The sequence below is a fragment of the Caulobacter sp. 602-2 genome, from assembly GCF_011043625.1.
In the GTDB taxonomy this organism is placed as follows: domain Bacteria; phylum Pseudomonadota; class Alphaproteobacteria; order Caulobacterales; family Caulobacteraceae; genus Caulobacter.
On record NZ_JAAKGT010000004.1, the window covers coordinates 211,635 to 227,359 of the forward strand.

The following is a 15,725-nucleotide window of genomic DNA, read 5'->3' on the forward strand; positions in this document are numbered from 1 at the left end:
AATTCGCCGGAATTGAGCGTTAGCCCTTGTCCATGCGCATCAAAGCTCTTCTCGCCCTGACCGCCGTCGCCGCCTCGCTGAGCGCCTGCGCCACGGCCGACCGCTACGACGCCGCCGGCGACGTCCACGCCCTGCTGACGGCGATCCGGAACAACGACCGGGCCACGTTCGACAGCCTGGTCGATCACCGGGCCCTGACCGGCGCGGTCGAGGCCCGCCTGGTCGACGAGGCCCGCCGTTCGGGTCTCAAGGGCGGATGGCAGGCGGCGATGATCGCCCTGGCCGGTCCGGCCGCCGACGTCGCCGGCGCGGCTCTGATCCGCCCCGAGGTGTTCCGCGCCGCCGCCAACTACTACGGCTACACGCCCGACAAGCCGATCCCCGGCCGCATCGCCATCGCCTCGGCCCTGCGTCCGGTCGGCGACGGCCGCGTCTGCGCCGCCAAGAAGGACGGCCCCTGCATGCTGACCTTCACCCGCGAGGGCGGCAGCTGGCGGCTGTCGGGCTTCGACGCCCAGGCCGTGAACCTGCAGCTCAAGCGATGAAGCCCAGCCTGCCCCTGTTCCTGGCCGCCACGGCCGTGTTGAGCGCTCTGGCCGGACCCGCGGCGGCCGAGCGGCGGATGTTCTCCTACGACCCGATCTCGCCCGACGCGCGGCGCCTGACCGGGGCGGGAGTGACGGTGCTGTTCGAGCAGGGCCTGCTCGGCGCCCGGCCGATCAAGGTGCTGGCCACCGGCGTGCCCGCCCAGGCCCTGTTGCGCAAGGGCAGCCAGAAGGACCTCGGCAAGGGCGGTCTTTCGGCGATGTCGGGCGTCGACGCCGACGCGGCCCTCTATGAGGTCGACGGAACGGCCGAGCAGGGCAAGGTCTATGTCCGAGCCTTCTGCCCCGGCTCCAAGCGCCTGTGGCTCAGCTTCAGCCGCATCGCTCTGCGCCACGACCTGCGCATCCAGGCCTTCGGCGACGATCCCAAGGCGGCCGGCCAGGCCCGACTGTGCGGCACGCTGGACTTCTCCTATCGCGGCGAATGGCGCCTGCCGACCGGCGGTCCGCCCGATCCCAACGAGGACTGGACCGACAACCTCACCGGCCCGCGCTGAGGGTGTCGGTCGGCCCTTCTAGGAAAAGCCGGGTTTCCTTCCTCGATCCGCGACGCTAGGGTCGCGCCCATGATCGCGAGCGAACGCGGGAACCGGCGCTTTCAGCGCCGTCGCTCCCTGGGCACCAACGGACTCGTACGCAGCGCCTGACCGCTAGGGATCAGGCGCGGCGCCTTGGTGCGCCCAGACGATAGGCGGCCTCGAGCCGCCGAATGACGAAAAGACGAGCGGCCCGCAGGCGGCCGCACGATTGTCCCGACGAAGAAGACCTCATGACCATCGACACCCAAGCCTTGGCCGATCAAGACGGGGCCAAGCACGACTGGGCCGCGCGCTATTCCGCGCGCATGGCCGGCATCCGCGCCAGCGAGATCCGCGAACTGCTGAAGCTGCTCGAGCAGCCCGACATCCTGTCGTTCGCCGGCGGCATCCCCGATCCCGCCCTGTTCCCGGCCCAGATGATCCGCGAGGCCTATGCCGAGATCCTGGCCGACGGCGCCCAGGCCGCCCAGGCCCTGCAGTACACCGTCAGCGAGGGCCACGGCCCGCTGCGCCGCTGGATCGCCGAGCGGATGACCCGCGACGGCATGCCGTGCGAGCCGGAGAACGTGCTGCTGACCGCCGGCTCGCAGCAGGCGCTCGACCTGCTGGGCAAGCTGTTCCTCGATCCGGGCGCCGGCGTCATGGTCGCCCGGCCCACCTATCTGGGCGCGCTGCAGGCGTTCAACGCCTATCAGCCGGCCTATCTCGACCTGCCCGAGGGGGCGCTGGCCGGCGACCCGGCCGCGCGGAAGGCCGTGGAGGCCCGCAAACCCCGCCTGGGCTACTTCGTCCCCGACTTCGCCAATCCCACCGGCGTCAGCCTGACCCTGGCCGAACGCGAGGCGCTGCTCGACCTGGCCGAGGACCTCGACTTCCCTCTGGTCGAGGACGGCGCCTATCGCGAGCTGCGCTTCGGCGGCGAGGCCATCCCCTCGCTGCTGTCCCTCGACATCGCCCGCAACGGGTCGATCGAGGCCGCTCGCACCCTGTTCTGCGGCACCTTGTCCAAGACCCTGTCGCCGGCCCTGCGCATCGGCTGGATCTGCGGTCCGCGGGCGGCGATCGAGAAGCTGGTCCTGCTCAAGCAGGGCGGCGACCTGCACGTCTCGACCATCAACCAGATGGTCGCCCATCGCGTGGTGTCCGAAGGCTACGACCAGCACCTGGGCCGGCTGCGGGGCGCCTATGGCGGCCAGGCCCGCGCCATGCTGGCGGCGCTGGAGCGGCACATGCCCAAAAGCGTCTCGTGGATCTCGCCCGAGGGCGGCATGTTCGTCTGGCTGACCCTGCCGCCGGGCGTCGACGGCAAGGACCTGCTGGCCCGCGCCCTGACCGACATCCGCGTGGCCTTCGTGCCCGGCGCCCCCTTCTTCGCCGAGGCTCCGGCCGCCAACACCCTGCGTCTCAGCTACTCCCTGCTGCCGCCCGAGCAGATCGAGGAAGGCGTCCGCCGCCTGGCCGGGCTGATCGCAGGTTGACGGGGAGGGAGTTCACCATGACGGGATCAACAATGCGGTCGTGGTCGTCGCCGGGGGCCGCCACGACGCTCGAAAGCTTCGCGGGTTTCCTTCTGGCGATGACCTCGATCACGCCGCCCCGCGCCTCGGCCCGGCAGATGCTGGCCTTCTGCATCGTCGCCATGGCCAACATCCGCAACGAGTCCATCAACCTGGCCGATCTCATGACGGCGGGCGGCGACGACGGCGACGGCAAGGCCATTCTCGGGCGCTCCATCGAGCGGACGTTCGGCCTGTTCATGGAGCCGACCAGGCAGAACCCGGACGGGCTGGGTTGGGTCACCCAGGAGCTGGATCCCGATGACCGGCGCAAGAAGTACCTGAAGTTGACCGAAAAGGGCTGGGAGGCCGTCGCCACGATCGCGGAAGGGACCTGGCGCGCTTCATAACGGACCCCGCAGGCCGGGTGGCGGGCGCTGGAAGCGCTTCCTGACGGCCTGCCCCAAAGCGCCCAACCTGATTACCAAGTGCGCGCTCCAGGTCACAGTTTGTCCAAAATGCGACGTTTTAGCGTCGCCTAGATTGCAGCGACGCAGTTGAGGCGATTGACTAGCGCCCGCGGGAGGTTCGTCGCGCGCCAAGGGGGACTTGGTGGGGGGACGTGCCGTCGTGTCCGCAATCAAGGGCGAAAATCCTCAATGTTCATGCATCGTAGACACCTTCTAGCCTCGACGATCATCGCGGGGCTGGCGGCTGGCGCGGCTCTGCCCGCCATGGCTCAGGCCACCAGTGACAGCGCTTCGGCTTCGGAAGTCGAAGCCGTCGTCGTCACTGGCTCGCGCATCAAGCGCAACGAATTCAACAGCTCCGACCCCGTCCAGGTGGTCACCGCCGAGCAGGGCCTGCTCAAGGGCGTGGGCAGCACGGCCCAGCTGCTGCAGTCGTCGACGATCGCGTCTGGCTCGCCGCAGATCACCTCGGCCATCTCCAGCGCCTTCGTCACCGACGGCGGCCCGGGTTCGGAAACCATCTCGCTGCGGGGCCTGGGGGCCAACCGCACCCTGGTGCTGCTGAACGGCCGTCGCGCCGGCCCGGCCGGCGTGCGCGGCGGCGTGTCCGCCTTCGACCTCAACGTGCTGCCGATGGCCGCCATCGACCGCGTCGAGATCCTCAAGGACGGCGCTTCGTCGATCTACGGCTCGGACGCCGTCGCCGGCGTGGTCAACATCATCACCAAGCGCGGCGCCGACGGCTTCTCGATCGACGCCTTCGCCACTCAGCCGCAGAAGAAGGGCGGCGAAGAGTTCCGCGGCAGCATCGGCTGGGGCAAGACCTTCGACCGCGGCACCTTCAACATCACCTACGACTACGCCAAGAAGGCCGAGCAGACCAACGGCCAGCGCAGCTACACCAACTGCGGCCAGCAATACATCTTCGACGCCAACGGCAAGCGTAAGGACACGATCGACCCGCGCACGGGCAAGACCCAGTGCCGCGACCTGCTGTACGATCAGGTCTGGCTCTACACGATCCCCGATTTCTCGGGCACGAACGGCAAAATCCAGTACGACTACAGCGGCAACCTGGGCCAGTTCATCCCGCAGTATCCGGGCGGTTCGAACGCCGGCGGCGCCTATCCGGGCCTGCCGCCGGGCTTCTTCATCGTCGGCGACAGCCTGGATCCGGCCAACCCGGACATGGGCGTGCTCGACTACAACAGCCCCTACAACCTGGCCAGCTCGCTGACCCCGCGCACCGAGCGCAACACGGTCTACGCCCAGGCGACCTTCGACGTCACCGACAACATCGAGGCCTATGCCGAGGTGCTGCTGAACCGTCGCGCCACCAAGACCAACGGCTACCGCCAGTTCTGGACCTACCTCTACACCGAGGACTACGGCGACCCCTTCAGCGCCGGCTTCACCGGCGACTTCGTGCTTAGCCCGACCCCGGTCACCCCGCGCAACCGCTCGGGCCAGAAGGTCGACTACCAGCGCTATGTCGGCGGCCTGCGCGGCGACTTCACCGGCATCGACTTCCTGAAGGGCTGGGACTGGGACATCTTCGCCCAGTACAGCCACAACAAGGGCCAGTACTCGCAGGACGTGATCCTGGCCGACGCCGTCAACAGCGCCGACGGCCGCAGCGACTTCGGCACCGGCGGTCTTGGCCAGGCCAACTCGATCCCGCGTCCGACCGCCTCGTGCGTCGGCTACAAAACCCCGATCTCGAACCGCAGCTGCGTGGACGTGAACTGGATGTCGGCCGACTTCCTGGCCGGCAAGTACACGCCGGAGGAAGAAGCCTTCCTGTTCGACACCGAGACCGGTCGCACGATCTACAAGCAGTTCGCGATCGAAGGCTCGGTGTCGGGCAACCTATTCACGCTGCCGGCCGGTCCGGTGGGCGTGGCGCTGGGCGCCTCGTATCGTCGTGACGAGATCAACGACACCCCCGGCGAGATCACCCGCGCCGGCAACATCTGGGGCTCCTCGGTCTCGGGCATCACCGCCGGCAAGGACAACACCAAGGATGTCTACGGCGAACTGAGCATTCCGATCCTCAAGGACATGATGCTGGCCCAGTCGCTGGATCTGTCCCTGTCGGGCCGCTACACCGACGTCAATTCGTACGGCAGCGACACCACCTACAAGGTCGGCGTCAACTGGCGGATCATCCCGTCGGTGCGCCTGCGCGCCACCCACGGCACCTCGTTCCGCGCCCCGGCGCTGTTCGAGCTGTACAAGAACGCCGAGACCTCGTTCCTCAGCCAGCGCAGCCTCGACCCCTGCATCCGCTGGCAGGCGGCGCTGACGGCCGGCACCCTGCCGCAGTACGTCGCCAACAACTGCGCGGCCGACGGCATTCCGGGGACCTACACCGGCGCCGGCGCCTCGGCGACCATCACCTCGGGCGGCGGCGCGGGCGAACTGGAGGCCGAAACCTCCAAGGCCACGACCTACGGCGTGATCTGGACGCCGAAGTTCGCCGACCTGCAGGTCGCGCTCGACTACTTCGACATCGAGGTGAAGAACGAGATCGACCAGCTGGGCGCGGCCAACATCATCAGCGGCTGCTATCGCTCGCTGAACTTCCCGACCGATCCGCTGTGCTCGCTGTTCGATCGCGGCCCGTCGAACCTGATCACGACGGTCACCGACAACTACCTGAACATCTCGACGCAGAAGAACCGCGGCATCGACCTGACGGTCAACTACAGCCACGACCTGCCGGCCGACATCCGGATGACCATCGACCTGCAGTCGACCTGGCAGCTGGAAGACAAGAAGGCGCTGTTCGCCGACTTCGTGGAAGACAACAACGGTCGTGTCGGCGATCCCGACTGGACCGGCCAGCTGAACTTCCGCTTCTCGCGCGGCGACTGGACCGGCTTCTGGGGCGTCGACATGGTCGGCAAGGCTTCGGACGCCGAGTTCTTCGACGACCGCAACGCGGCCGGCACCACGTTCTACAAGATCCACACCGAGTTCACCGCCTACCACAGCCTCTCGCTGCAGAAGCGCTTCGAGGACTGGTCGGTGGTCGGCGGCGTGGCCAACCTGTTCAACGAACTGCCGCCGCAGGTCACCATGGCCCAGGGCGACTACAACATGGTCGGTCGTTCGGTGCTGTCGTCGCAATACGACTACATCGGCCGCCGCGTGTTCCTGAGCATGCAGGCCAAGTTCTAGGGATCGGCGAGGGGCGGGGGCGCTGCGAGGCGTTTCCCCGTCCCGGGCCTTTTCGTCTATCGTCGGGCGGCGGAGCGATCCGCCGCCCGTTCTTTTGTAAGCAGCGGCCCCACACGGCCGCATCGGGGTCCTTCGTGAACGCCATCATCCGCGGCAAGCCCGACAATCTCGACGCCATCGGCGAGCGCTTCGACCGGGCGCGGCTGGCCCAGCCGGTCTTCCTCAACAGCGTGCCCAAGGCCGGCACCCACCTGATCCGCAACATCATGCGGATGTTCGTCGCCCGCGATCAGCACTGGCCGGGCGAGTACATCCAGCACGCCCTGCTGGCCCGCAGCCGCGAGGCCTTCCGCCCTGACAAGCCGATGATCAGCTGGGGCCACATGCTGTTCTCCGACGAGTCGGCCGTGGCCCTGCGCGACGTGCGCCACATCGTGCTGGTGCGCGATCCCTATGACTGGGTCCTGGCTCGGACGCGCTTCTACCTGTCCGACGAGTTCCAGGGTCGCCTGAACCACATCAAGGACGGCGGGGCGGCGATCGAGGACGTCATCATGATGATGATCCTGGGCGCGCATGGCGCGGTGCCCGACCTGCGCGACGTGTTCAGCATGAACGCGGTCGCCTGGATGGGCTCGCGGGCCGTGATCGTCCGCTACGAGGACATCGTCGAGAACCTCAAGGATCTCGGCTCGCGGCGCGCCGAGGCCTTCTTCGGCCGCCTGCTTGCCGATTGCGGCCTCGAGCTGCCCGCCGACTGGCGCGAGCGCGTCGAGGCCGGCGCCGACCGCCGGGAGAGCCGTACGGCCAGCGAGAACCTGAAGGTGACGGCCGAGGTGCCCAAGGTGCTGTCGGACGTCCACAAGCGCGTCGTCGACTACCACGTGCCCGGCCTGCGGGCCCTGCTGGGCTACGCCTGATCCGGGATTGGGCCTGATCTGGAAATGGAAACGGCCGCTCCCTTTAGGGAAGCGGCCGTTTTGGTGGAGCTAAGCGGAGTCGAACCGCTGACCTCTTGAATGCCATTCAAGCGCTCTACCAGCTGAGCTATAGCCCCGAGGCTCGAAAGCCTTGGTCTCCCGGATGGTGGCCGGGAAGGCGCGGAAACTATGTCGAGGCCTTTCCGGGATCAAGCCCCTCCATCAGGTGAGGCCCAAGTTTTCCGGCAAGTCTTCGGCAGGATCCGAAAATGGAAACGGCCGCTCCCTTTAGGGAAGCGGCCGTCTTGGTGGAGCTAAGCGGAGTCGAACCGCTGACCTCTTGAATGCCATTCAAGCGCTCTACCAGCTGAGCTATAGCCCCAAGGACCGTCTGGAAATCGTGAAGACTTCCTTTCGAATTCCTTAGTCTCTCCGGCGGTTCCGAGTGGCTGTCCCCCGAAGAGGCGCGGAACCTATGCCGAGGTTTTTCCGGGATCAACCCCCTCGGCGAACTTTTTTTCGGGGTCCGGCCAAAGCCTTGTGGAGAACCCGAAAATCCGGGGTCGGATGGCTCCGACCCCGGAATTCGTCACTTAGCGGTCGTCGTCCTCGCCGTCCGGCAGGCCTTCGATCTCGTCGCCGAGGTCGTCTTCGTCCTCGTCCTCGAGGAACGGGACGTCGTCGCTGTCCTCGTCGCCGAGATCCTCGTCCTCGGCGAAGTCGACGCCCAGGTCGTCGCCGCCCGGGGCCGGTTCGGAGGTCGGATCACCGTCCTCGTCGTCGGTTTCGGCGACGTCAGCCTCGGCGGCCTCGTCGATTTCCGGAGTCTCGTCGACTTCGTCCTCGTAGCCGTCCTGCTCCTTGGGAGCCGGGGCTTCCTTCTCGTCGTCGGCGTCGTAGTCCGGCGTGACGGCGCGAGCGCGGACGCGGCGCGACTTCAGGGCCTCTTCCGGGTCGAACTGCTCGCCGCACTTGGGGCAAACGGCCGGACGACGGTTGAGGTCGTAGAACTTCGATTGGCAGTTGGGGCAGATTTGTTTTGCGCCCAAGTCGGGATTAGCCAAGGCGGCGACCCTTTGATCCTGATGGGAAAAGCGGCGGCTGACTTGCCATGACGGGAGGCCGCTGTCAAAAGCAAACCCCTTCGCGAAACACCTATGTTGCAAGGAGCCGGTTTCGGCATGACCACGGCTGGATTGAAGAGCGCCCCGGGCGGGAGCCTTCGCGGTACGGTTCGGGCGCCTGGCGACAAGTCCATTTCGCACCGTTCGATGATCCTCGGCGCGCTTGCGAGCGGCACCACCACCATCGAGGGGCTGCTGGAAGGCGACGACGTCCTGGCGACCGCGCGGGCCATGCAGGCCTTCGGCGCGCGGGTCGAGAAGGAAGGCGTCGGCCGCTGGCGGGTCGAGGGCAAGGGCGGCTTCGAAGAGCCCTCCGACGTCATCGATTGCGGCAACGCCGGCACCGGCGTTCGCCTGATCATGGGCGCGGCCGCCGGCTTTGCCATGTGCGCCACCTTCACCGGCGACGCCAGCCTGCGCGGGCGTCCGATGGGCCGCGTGCTCGATCCGCTGGCCCGCATGGGCGCCACCTGGTTCGGCCGCGACAAGGGCCGCCTGCCGCTGACCCTGAAGGGCGGCTCCCTGCGCGGCCTCGTCTACACCCTGCCGATGGCCTCGGCCCAGGTGAAGTCGGCCGTGCTGCTGGCCGGCCTGCACGCCGAGGGCGGCGTCGAGGTGATCGAGCCGGAAGCCACCCGCGACCACACCGAGCGCATGTTGCGCGCCTTCGGCGCCGAGGTGCTGGTCGAAGACAAGAACGGCGTGCGCCACGTGCGCCTGCCCGAAGGCCAGAAGCTGAAGGGCACGCACGTGCAGGTGCCGGGCGATCCGTCGTCGGCCGCCTTCCCGCTGGTCGCGGCCCTGATCGTCCCCGGCTCGGAAGTGACGGTCGAGGGCGTGATGCTCAACGTGCTGCGCACCGGCCTCTTCACCACCCTGCAGGAGATGGGCGCGGACCTGACCATCTCGAACGTCCGCGTCGAGAGCGGCGAGGACGTCGGCGACATCACCGCCCGCCATTCGCAGCTCAAGGGCGTCGTCGTGCCGCCCGAGCGCGCTCCGGCGATGATTGACGAATATCCGATCCTGGCCGTCGCCGCCGCCTTCGCCGACGGGCCGACCGTCATGCGCGGCATCGGCGAGATGCGGGTCAAGGAAAGCGATCGCATCGCCCTGACGGCGGCGGGCCTGCAGGCCTGCGGCGTCACGGTCGAGGAAGAGCCCGAAGGCATGACCGTGGTCGGCACGAAGGGCGGCAACCACCCGGTGCGCGGCGGCGGCCGGGTGATCACCCATGGCGATCACCGCATCGCCATGAGCCACCTGATCCTGGGCCTGGCCGCCCAGGAGCCCGTCGAGATCGACGAGCCGGGCATGATCGCCACCAGCTTCCCCGGCTTCGTGTCGCTGATGACGGGCCTGGGCGGCTCGATCGTCGAGGCCTGATCCATGGGCTTCGTGATCGCCGTCGACGGCCCCGCCGCCTCAGGCAAGGGCACCATCGCCTCGCGCCTGGCGGCCCACTACGGCCTGCCGATGCTCGACACCGGCCTGCTGTATCGCGCGGTCGGCGTCCGTCTGCTGGACGTCGGCGGCGACCTCGACGACGCCGCTGCGGCCGAGGCCGCGGCCCGGGGTCTGGACCTGGCCGAACTGGAGCGTCCCGAAGTGCGCACCCGCGCCGCCGGCGAGGCCGCCAGCCGCGTGGCCGTGCACCCCGGCGTGCGCTCGGCGCTGTTCGACCTGCAGCGCGCGTTCGCCGCCCAGGAGCCGGGCGCGGTGCTCGACGGCCGCGACATCGGCACGGTCATCGCCCCGGAGGCGCCGGCCAAGCTCTATGTCACCGCCAGCGCCGAGGTCCGCGCCGACCGCCGCTGGAAGCAGCTGACCGGGCAGGGCGAGAGCGTCACCTTCGACGAGATCCTGGCCGACATCAGAAAGCGCGACGAGCGCGACGGCGGCCGCAAGGACGCGCCCATGACCCAGGCTGTGGACGCTATCTTGCTTGATACGTCGGAAATGACTATATCCCAGGCCTTCGATGCGGCTCTCCGCATCGTCGAGACGGCGCGCGCCCGGTGAGGAAACTCCAAGGGCCAATCTAACGCCCGCCTCGCCGCCGCTTTGGAAGCGCCGGATCGCATCAAAAATCACTTCACCCGGAATCCCGAGAACCGTCATCCGACGGCGCTCATCCCAGGGCTTCCCACAACCCAGAGATCTTAGATCAGCATGGCTGACGATATGAGCTTCAACCCCACGCGCGACGATTTCGAAGCGCTCCTCAACGATTCCATGGGCGGCCGCGACTTCGCGGAAGGCTCCGTGGTCAAGGGCAAGGTCGTTGGGATCGAGAAGGACTTCGCGATCATCGACGTCGGTCTGAAGACCGAAGGCCGCGTCCAGCTGAAGGAATTCGGCGTCGACGAAGCCGGCAAGGCGACCATCAAGGTCGGCGACACCGTCGAAGTCTTCCTCGAGCGCCTCGAGAACGCCATGGGCGAAGCGGTGATCAGCCGCGAAAAGGCCAAGCGCGAAGAAGCCTGGACCCGTCTGGAAGGCGTCTACGCCAAGAACGAGCCGGTGATGGGCGCCATCGTCGGCCGCGTGAAGGGCGGCTTCACCGTCGACCTCGGCGGCGCCTCGGCCTTCCTGCCGGGCTCGCAAGTCGACATCCGTCCGGTCCGCGACGTCGGCCCGCTGATGGGCAAGGAACAGCCCTTCGCCATCCTGAAGATGGACCGTCCGCGCGGCAACATCGTCGTCTCGCGTCGCGCCATCCTGGAAGAAGCCCGCGCCGAGCAGCGCACCGAACTGGTGTCGCAGCTGCAAGAGGGTGAAATCCGCGAAGGCGTCGTCAAGAACATCACCGACTACGGTGCGTTCGTCGACCTGGGCGGCATCGACGGCCTGCTGCACGTCACCGACATGAGCTGGAAGCGCGTCAACCACCCGAGCCAAGTGCTCGCCGTGGGCGACACCGTGAAGGTCCAGATCGTCAAGATCAACCCGGACACCCAGCGCATCTCGCTCGGCATGAAGCAGCTGCAGTCGGATCCGTGGGACGGCGTTGAAGCCAAGTACCCGGTCGGCGCCAAGTTCACCGGCCGCATCACCAACATCACCGACTACGGCGCCTTCGTGGAGCTGGAAGCCGGCGTTGAAGGCCTGGTGCACGTGTCGGAAATGTCGTGGACCAAGAAGAACGTCCACCCCGGCAAGATCGTGTCGACCTCGCAGGAAGTCGACGTCGTGGTCCTGGACGTCGATCCGTCCAAGCGCCGCGTCTCGCTGGGCCTGAAGCAAGCCCTGGCCAACCCGTGGGAAGCCTTCGTCGAGGCTCACCCGATCGGTTCGACCGTCGAAGGCGAAGTCAAGAACGCGACCGAATTCGGTCTGTTCATCGGCCTCGACAACGACATCGACGGCATGGTGCACCTGTCGGACATCGACTGGAGCGTCGCCGGCGAAGAAGCCATGGCTCGCTACAAGAAGGGCGACGTGGTCAAGGCGAAGGTTCTCGATGTCGACATCGAGAAGGAACGCATCTCGCTGGGCATCAAGCAGCTGGCCGGCGACCCGATGTCGGGCGACACCTTCCGCAAGAACCAGACCGTCACCGTCACCGTGACGGAAGTCACCTCGGGCGGCATCGAAGTCCGCTTCGGTGAAGACGACGCCCCGATGACCGCCTTCATCCGCAAGTCGGACCTGTCGCGCGATCGTCAGGAACAGCGCCCCGAGCGCTTCGCCGTGGGTGACCGCGTCGACGCTCAGATCACCAACGTGGACAAGGCCGCTCGCCGCGTCTCGCTGTCGATCAAGTCGCTGGAAATGGCCGAAGAGAAGGAAGCCATCGAGCAGTTCGGCTCGTCGGACTCCGGCGCTTCGCTGGGCGACATCCTGGGCGCCGCTCTGCGTGAGCGCGCCACGAAGGACTAAGCTTTCGCCCTCACGGGTTTAAGCTGAAGACAGGCGGCGGTCGGAGCAATCCGACCGCCGTTTTTCTTTTGCGCGAACTCTTGGCCGTGCTGCCTGGAATTGTATGGTCCCGCTTGTCTGAGTAGTTGGCAGGGACCCTCCATGTTCAAATCTTCCGCGCTGGCCCTTCCGGCCGCCGCCGTCGCCGCGATGTGGACTGGTCACGCCGCCGCCGCCGACAAGCCCGTCTACGCCGCGCCCGTGGCCTGGGTGGACGTCGCGCCGATCCCCGCCGTCCAGGCCGGACCCGAGACCCCCGCCACCCAAGTGCTGCTCGACGACAGCCAGACCAGGCTCGAGCGCTCGGGAGGGACCTTCTACAGCCGCCGCGTCGTCCGCATCGTGAAGACCGAGGGGCTGTCGGGCTCCGGCTCACGCTCGGTGTCGTGGAACCCGACCGCCGAGACGGTCACCCTGCACACCCTGGCCATCCGCCGCGGCGACCAGGTCATCGACCTGCTGCAAGGCGGCAAGGACGTGCTGGTCATCCGCCGCGAGACCAATCTCGAACGCGCCATGCTCGACGGCCGCCTGACCGCCAGCATCCAGATCAAGGACCTTCAGGTCGGCGACGTGGTCGACTGGGCCTACACCGTCCATCGCACCGAGCCGCTGCTCGACAATCGCGGCCAGACCTTCGAGCGCATGGGCTGGGCCGGCAAGATCGGCCGCTACCGGGTGCGCATCGAGTGGCCGCAGGACAATCCGGTGATCTGGAAGGCCTCGACCGGCTTCCCGCAGCCGGCCGTCGCCAAGGTCGACGGCTTCACCCGCCTGAACGTGGATCTGACCGACGCCGAGGCGCCCAAGGCCCCGGCCGGCGCGCCGCTGCGCTTCCTGCGGGTGGGCGAGCTGCAGGCCTCGACCTATGCCGACTGGGCCGAGATCTCGCGGCGCATGTACCCCCTCTACGACAAGGCCGCGCAGTTGGCGCCGGACTCGCCCGTGCGGGCCGAGATCGCCCGCATCGCCGCCCAGACCAAGGACCCCAAGGAGCGCGCCTTCGCGGCCCTGCAGCTGGTCGAGGACAAGACCCGCTACCTGGCGCTCAGCATGGGCGACGGCGGCTACCGGCCGGCCCCGGCCGACGAGACCTGGGCCCGCCGCTTCGGCGACTGCAAGGGCAAGACGGTGCTGCTGCTGGCCCTGCTGCGCGGCCTGGGCGTCGGCGCCGAGCCGGCCATCGTCTCGACCAGCGGCGGCGATGGCATGGACGAGCGCGTGGCCGCCGCCGGTCAGTTCAACCACATCATCGTGCGCGCCCGCATCGACGGGAAGAGCTACTGGCTGGACGGCACGCGCGCGGGCGACAAGGGCGGCCTCGACCGCCTGCGTCCGCCAGGCTTCCGCTGGGCCCTGCCGGTGCGCGCCAAGGGGGCGAGCCTGGAGCCGGTCGAGCAGCCGCCGCTGACCGAGGCCCAGAACGACAACCGGCTGCACATCGACGCCTCCGCGGGCCTCGACAAGCCGGCGCAGGTGCGGGTCGACATCCTGATGCGCGGCGACATGGCGCGGGGCTTCTCGCGATCGCTGGAAACCGCGCCCAAGGCCGACGTCGAGCGCGGGCTCAAGCAGACCCTGTCCAAGTCGATGAGCTGGATCACGCTGGAGACGGTTGAGTGGAAGCAGGCCGAAAGCGGCGACCTCTCCATCACGATGACCGGGACGGGCGCGCCGGAATGGCGTCTGAACGACGACCTGGGCGTGCGCGAACTCAAGCTCGACGAGGGCGAGGGTTCCGGCGCGGCCTTCCCGCGCCGCCAGCCGGGCCCCAACGACACCGCGCCCTTCGCCCTGCGCTATCCCATCTTCACCCGCAGCTCGATCGAGGTGGTGCTGCCGGGCAAGGGCGAGGGCTTCAGCGTCAAGGGCGTCAACGGCGAGGACGCCGCCACCGGCTACCGCGTGGCCAAGTCGGCCAAGGTGGTCGACGGCGTCGCCCGCTTCGAGACCGAGACCCGCGGCGAGGCCAGGGAACTGCCGTTCGCCCAGGTCGACGCAGCCAACGCCGCCATCCGCAAGGCCGCCTACGACGTTCGCATCGTCCGGGCGCCGAAGGGCCTTTAGATAACGGCTCGCAACCTTTTCCTTGAAGATTCCGGCCTGCTTGGGCAAAGGTCGCGGCGCGCCGCTCCCTCGGCGCAGGGGATATCGATGATCAAGTCTGAACTCATCGCCAGGCTCGCGAACGAAAATCCGCACCTGACGCAGAAGGATGTCGAGCGTGTGGTGGGCGTCATCCTGGAGCGGATGATCAACGCCCTGGAGGCCGGCGGTCGTGTCGAGCTGCGCGGCTTCGGGGCCCTGTCGGTGCGCTCGCGCCCGGCCCGCGCCGGTCGCAACCCGCGCACGGGGGAAACCGTCGACGTCCGCGCCAAGCACGTGCCGTTCTTCAAGAGCGGCAAGGAACTGCGCGCCCGCCTGAACGCCGAGTAGTCGACCGGCCGACTCTCTTGCCCCTGGCGGCGAACCGGCTCAGCCTTTCGGCGTTCCGGTTAGCCACGAGGGGATTTGCGCATGAGCATCGTCAAGGAATTCCGCGAGTTCATCGCCCGCGGCAACGTCATCGACCTGGCCGTCGGCGTGATCATCGGCGCGGCCTTCAACGGCATCGTCAAGAGCCTGGTCGACCAGGTGATCATGCCGCCGATCGGCCTGCTGACCGGCGGGCTGGACTTCTCCAAGCTGGAATGGGTGCTGCGGGCCGAGGATCCCGCCACCGAGGCGATCGAGAAGGTCGCCATCCAATACGGCGCCTTCATCAACACCCTGATCCAGTTCTTCATCGTCGCGGCGGTGGTGTTCCTGCTGGTCAAGCTGGTCAACCAGATCCGTCGCGCCGACGCCGTCGAACCGGCTCCCGAGGCGCCGGCCGCGCCGACCCCGGAAGAAAAGCTGCTGACCGAGATCCGCGACCTGCTGGCCAAGCCGGCCGTCGCCGCCGTCGTCCCGGCCGCCGCTGAAAAGCCCGCGCCGGCCGCGAAGGCCGCCGCCGCGCCGAAAGCAGCGCCCGCCAAGAAGCCGGCCGCTCCGCGCAAGCCGAAGGGGTGATCTGTAGATCCTCCTCCTGAAGGGGGAGGTGGCCCGAAGGGCCGAAGGGGGGAAGCGGCTGCTGACAAGCCGCTGCAATTTCCCCCTCAGTCGCTCTGCGACAGCTCCCCCCTCAGGGGGAGCATCGGATCTCAGAAATCCACCGCCACGCCCTTGCGCTCCCAGTCGCCGAACCGCGTGGGTTCGGGGCCGTCGCGGCCGCCCTTCTCGGCGGGCAGGGCGCTGGCCGCTTCGGCCTCGCGGCGAGCGGCGGCCTCTTCCAGCGCGCGGCGGGCGGCGGGGCTCAGATCCTTGCCGGGCGCGGCGCCCAGGCGGGCCAGTTCAGGGTCCTGAACCTCGGAAAACGGGGGAGAAAGATCGTCGGACATGGTGTTTCATAGCACGCAAGCGTCGATGGAGCATCCAAGGGGCTTGCG

At 68.0% G+C, this 15,725-nt stretch carries 13 protein-coding genes, 2 tRNA genes and 1 pseudogene; 12 read left to right on the forward strand and 4 right to left on the reverse strand.

The window, feature by feature from the left end; all coding sequences use genetic code 11:
* Positions 1-32 precede the first annotated feature (32 nt).
* The 6 genes from G5B46_RS11190 to G5B46_RS11215 all read left to right on the forward strand — a co-directional run bounded on the left by G5B46_RS11190 (position 33) and on the right by G5B46_RS11215 (position 7,213).
* Entirely contained in the window at positions 33-545 is a 513-nt protein-coding gene (locus G5B46_RS11190) for a DUF2939 domain-containing protein (RefSeq protein WP_165258711.1), read from the forward strand.
* A complete protein-coding gene (locus G5B46_RS11195; protein ID WP_165258713.1) occupies positions 542-1,102 on the forward strand; it encodes a hypothetical protein in 561 nt (186 codons plus the stop codon). The genes G5B46_RS11190 and G5B46_RS11195 overlap by 4 nt, the downstream gene beginning before the upstream one ends.
* Before the next feature lie 272 nt (positions 1,103-1,374).
* Complete coding sequence (locus tag G5B46_RS11200) at positions 1,375-2,622, forward strand: PLP-dependent aminotransferase family protein (protein ID WP_165258714.1); 1,248 nt, start codon at positions 1,375-1,377, stop codon at positions 2,620-2,622.
* A gap of 17 nt (positions 2,623-2,639) precedes the next feature.
* Positions 2,640-3,050, forward strand: coding sequence for a hypothetical protein (locus G5B46_RS11205; RefSeq protein WP_165258716.1), 411 nt, complete (start codon positions 2,640-2,642; stop codon positions 3,048-3,050).
* Between the two features lie 255 nt (positions 3,051-3,305).
* Positions 3,306-6,293: a TonB-dependent receptor gene (locus G5B46_RS11210; RefSeq protein WP_240903436.1), complete on the forward strand. Its 2,988-nt coding sequence runs from the start codon at positions 3,306-3,308 to the stop codon at positions 6,291-6,293.
* A gap of 134 nt (positions 6,294-6,427) precedes the next feature.
* Complete coding sequence (locus G5B46_RS11215) at positions 6,428-7,213, forward strand: hypothetical protein (protein WP_165258719.1); 786 nt, start codon at positions 6,428-6,430, stop codon at positions 7,211-7,213.
* Positions 7,214-7,274: 61 nt separating this feature from the next.
* Here G5B46_RS11215 and G5B46_RS11220 read toward each other — a convergent pair.
* The 3 genes from G5B46_RS11220 to G5B46_RS11230 all read right to left on the reverse strand — a co-directional run bounded on the left by G5B46_RS11220 (position 7,275) and on the right by G5B46_RS11230 (position 8,277).
* Positions 7,275-7,350: transfer RNA gene (locus G5B46_RS11220), tRNA-Ala, on the reverse strand.
* A gap of 169 nt (positions 7,351-7,519) precedes the next feature.
* Positions 7,520-7,595 (reverse strand) — tRNA-Ala (locus G5B46_RS11225).
* Between the two features lie 211 nt (positions 7,596-7,806).
* Positions 7,807-8,277, reverse strand: coding sequence for a TIGR02300 family protein (locus tag G5B46_RS11230; RefSeq protein WP_165258721.1), 471 nt, complete (start codon positions 8,275-8,277; stop codon positions 7,807-7,809).
* 117 nt (positions 8,278-8,394) lie between these two features.
* Here G5B46_RS11230 and aroA point away from each other — a divergent pair, with 117 nt between their 5' ends.
* The 6 genes and pseudogenes from aroA to mscL form a co-directional block, all read left to right on the forward strand.
* The gene (gene aroA, locus G5B46_RS11235) at positions 8,395-9,723 is read left to right on the forward strand and encodes a 3-phosphoshikimate 1-carboxyvinyltransferase (RefSeq protein ID WP_165258723.1); all 1,329 of its coding nucleotides are present in this window, start codon (positions 8,395-8,397) and stop codon (positions 9,721-9,723) included.
* 3 nt (positions 9,724-9,726) lie between these two features.
* Positions 9,727-10,359: a (d)CMP kinase gene (cmk, locus tag G5B46_RS11240; RefSeq protein ID WP_165258725.1), complete on the forward strand. Its 633-nt coding sequence runs from the start codon at positions 9,727-9,729 to the stop codon at positions 10,357-10,359.
* 150 nt (positions 10,360-10,509) lie between these two features.
* Complete coding sequence (gene rpsA / locus G5B46_RS11245; protein WP_116489146.1) at positions 10,510-12,219, forward strand: 30S ribosomal protein S1; 1,710 nt, start codon at positions 10,510-10,512, stop codon at positions 12,217-12,219.
* A gap of 141 nt (positions 12,220-12,360) precedes the next feature.
* Positions 12,361-14,325 (forward strand): DUF3857 domain-containing protein, encoded by a 1,965-nt coding sequence (locus tag G5B46_RS11250; RefSeq protein WP_165258727.1) that lies wholly within the window; start codon positions 12,361-12,363, stop codon positions 14,323-14,325.
* Positions 14,326-14,412: 87 nt separating this feature from the next.
* Positions 14,413-14,694: an integration host factor subunit beta gene (locus tag G5B46_RS11255; protein WP_058348974.1), complete on the forward strand. Its 282-nt coding sequence runs from the start codon at positions 14,413-14,415 to the stop codon at positions 14,692-14,694.
* Positions 14,695-14,775: 81 nt separating this feature from the next.
* Positions 14,776-15,186: pseudogene (gene mscL / locus G5B46_RS11260) on the forward strand (large-conductance mechanosensitive channel protein MscL); the annotation flags it as partial.
* Between the two features lie 254 nt (positions 15,187-15,440).
* Here the strand turns inward: mscL and G5B46_RS11265 are convergent.
* A complete protein-coding gene (locus tag G5B46_RS11265; protein ID WP_165258730.1) occupies positions 15,441-15,677 on the reverse strand; it encodes a DUF1674 domain-containing protein in 237 nt (78 codons plus the stop codon).
* Positions 15,678-15,725: the final 48 nt, after the last annotated feature.